3 protein-coding genes are annotated in these 2,147 nt (G+C 59.7%); all 3 read left to right on the forward strand.

Going from position 1 to position 2,147, the window contains the following annotated elements; genetic code table 11:
- Window positions 1-468: SDR family oxidoreductase (locus EOA22_RS31300; RefSeq protein WP_127390494.1), on the forward strand; the 468-nt coding region annotated here is incomplete at its 5' end.
- A 162-nt stretch (window positions 469-630) separates the two neighbouring features.
- Window positions 631-1,146 (forward strand): hypothetical protein, encoded by a 516-nt coding sequence (locus EOA22_RS31305; protein ID WP_127224577.1) that lies wholly within the window; start codon window positions 631-633, stop codon window positions 1,144-1,146.
- A 25-nt stretch (window positions 1,147-1,171) separates the two neighbouring features.
- On the forward strand, window positions 1,172-2,059 hold the full coding sequence (locus EOA22_RS31310) for an N-acyl homoserine lactonase family protein (protein WP_024505467.1): 888 nt from the start codon (window positions 1,172-1,174) through the stop codon (window positions 2,057-2,059).
- Window positions 2,060-2,147: the final 88 nt, after the last annotated feature.

Below are 2,147 nucleotides of genomic sequence, written 5' to 3' on the forward strand. Positions count from 1 at the left end.
GACCGGCTGATGGATATCACCCAGGAGAATTTCGACCTGGTCATCGATTCCAGCCTGCGTGGCAGCCTGAACATGACCCAGGCTACCGTGCCTTCGATGATCGAACGGCGCTCCGGCGCTATCGTTTCGATCGGCTCGATCGCGGCCCAGATCGGCGGCGGCATTTTCGGCGGACCGCATTATTCCGCCGCCAAGGGCGGCATCCACAGCCTCACCAAGTCGATGGCGCGTGAACTGGCGCAGCACAATATCCGCGTCAACGCGATAGCCCCCGGCACGATCGACACGGACATCTTTGGCGACAAGCTGACCGAAGACAAGCGGCGCGACATCGTCGTGAACATCCCGCTGGGCCGGCTCGGGACGGCTGACGATATCGCAAAAGCCTGCCTGTTCCTGGTCTCGGACCTGTCCGACTACGTGACGGGACTCATTCTCGACGTGAACGGCGGCCGATTCATGCACTGAAAAGACAGTCCGCACGGGCCTGCGGATCGATGCAACGACGAACATTGGAGGCGACGCATGCTTACGATCAATTCCGGACAAGACGAGGCTCCGCTTTCGGGTGGGGCGGTGCTTCTAACGTTTCGTCGCGAATTTCCAGCGCCTTCTTCAGGGATCGAAGGCGTGCATCGTCCCACCTGCTCGATATGGGACACCCCCCGCGAGTACCAGCCCGATGCGTTGTTGAAGTCAGGGATCAAGGATGAAGCGGTTGCCTCCTACCTGTCAGACACCCGTCCGCTCTATGACGCCGCCAAGCGTTGCGTTGGCCAGCTTTCGGGAATCCTGCTTCTGCTCCAGACCGACAGCCTCGACCGCAACCGCAACGATCTCTTGCTGGCGTCGGTGACAAGGCAGTTGCGCGAGGCAACCGACCGGCTTGGTGCGGTGAAGGCGCCGCCGACAGCGGCCCGCCACCAAGCCGCGCTCGCCGATCTGCTAGTGCTTCTCGGCCGGATACTCTCGCGGCTTGATCGTCTTGCCGATCTCATTGATCCGGCAAGTCCCGATCTCGATGCCGTCGTTGACGCGCTTTTTTCCGCGCAGCGGTCGCTGCGGATGGTTTCGGAACCTTCCGCCGGACTGACCCCCGTGGATTTCACGGCGGCCTGCTGCAACTGCCGACCCGCGAAAAATTAATCGTCTGGATCAAGGGAGGAAACCGGTGTCACTCTATTCGATCTACGTCCTCGAATACGGCTACGTACCCGAATACCACAAGAGCGGCGTCATCTACGGCGCTCACAATGAAGGCTATGTCAAGCTGCCCTACTGCTACGCCGTCATCAAGGGAGACGGTTGGGCCGCGATGGTCGACGTCGGTTACAACGACCGCGACTACGGGAACTATCTTGGCACGCTGTTCAATGTCCAGAACTGGCGCGGACCGCGCGAGGTTCTTGCCGAAATCGGATTGACGCCGGAAGACATCAACGCGGTCTTTATCACGCACGCGCATTTCGATCATTTCGGCAATGTCGATGCATTTCCCAATGCCACCTTCTACGTCCAGAAGAAGGAGCTGCAGGAATGGATCTGGGCGATGTCGCTGCCGGATCGCATGCGCTGGATCCTGTCCGGCATCGATACGGCGGATATCCTGCGCGGTGTGCAGCTGGCGCGCGACAAGCGCCTCATTGCGGTCGATGGCGCCATGGAAAACGTATTCCCCGGCATCGATCTTCACGTCGCTTATGACAGCCACACCTTCGCATGCATGTGGGTGACGGTGCGCAATGATGGCAAGACGGATTCCCAGGACACCTGGGTGCTTGCCGGTGATCTTGTTTACCAGTTCGAGAACCTGAACGGCGCCTCCGAACAGCTCAAGATCGATGACATGTATCTCCCTGTCGGCCTGGCCACCGGCAGCCAGATCAATCTGATCATGGCCACCGAAGCCATGATGAAACAGGTCGGCCATGAGTCTCGACGGGTCATACCCGTTCACGAGTCGCGGCTCGAACAGACATTCCCGTCCCGGCTCTCCAGCCAGAAGCTGCGGATCAGCGAAATCTGTCTGGCCAGCGGAGCAAGATCCGCACTGCTTTAACCGACAAGTTCGATGCCGCGAATCCGCAGAAGGACAAGACACGTGGAAAATCCTTCAGAGAAGCCAAAGCCGGTCACGGCCTTAGGAG

Origin of the sequence: Mesorhizobium sp. M7A.F.Ca.US.014.04.1.1 (assembly GCF_003998745.1) — a bacterium.
GTDB lineage: Bacteria > Pseudomonadota > Alphaproteobacteria > Rhizobiales > Rhizobiaceae > Mesorhizobium > Mesorhizobium ciceri.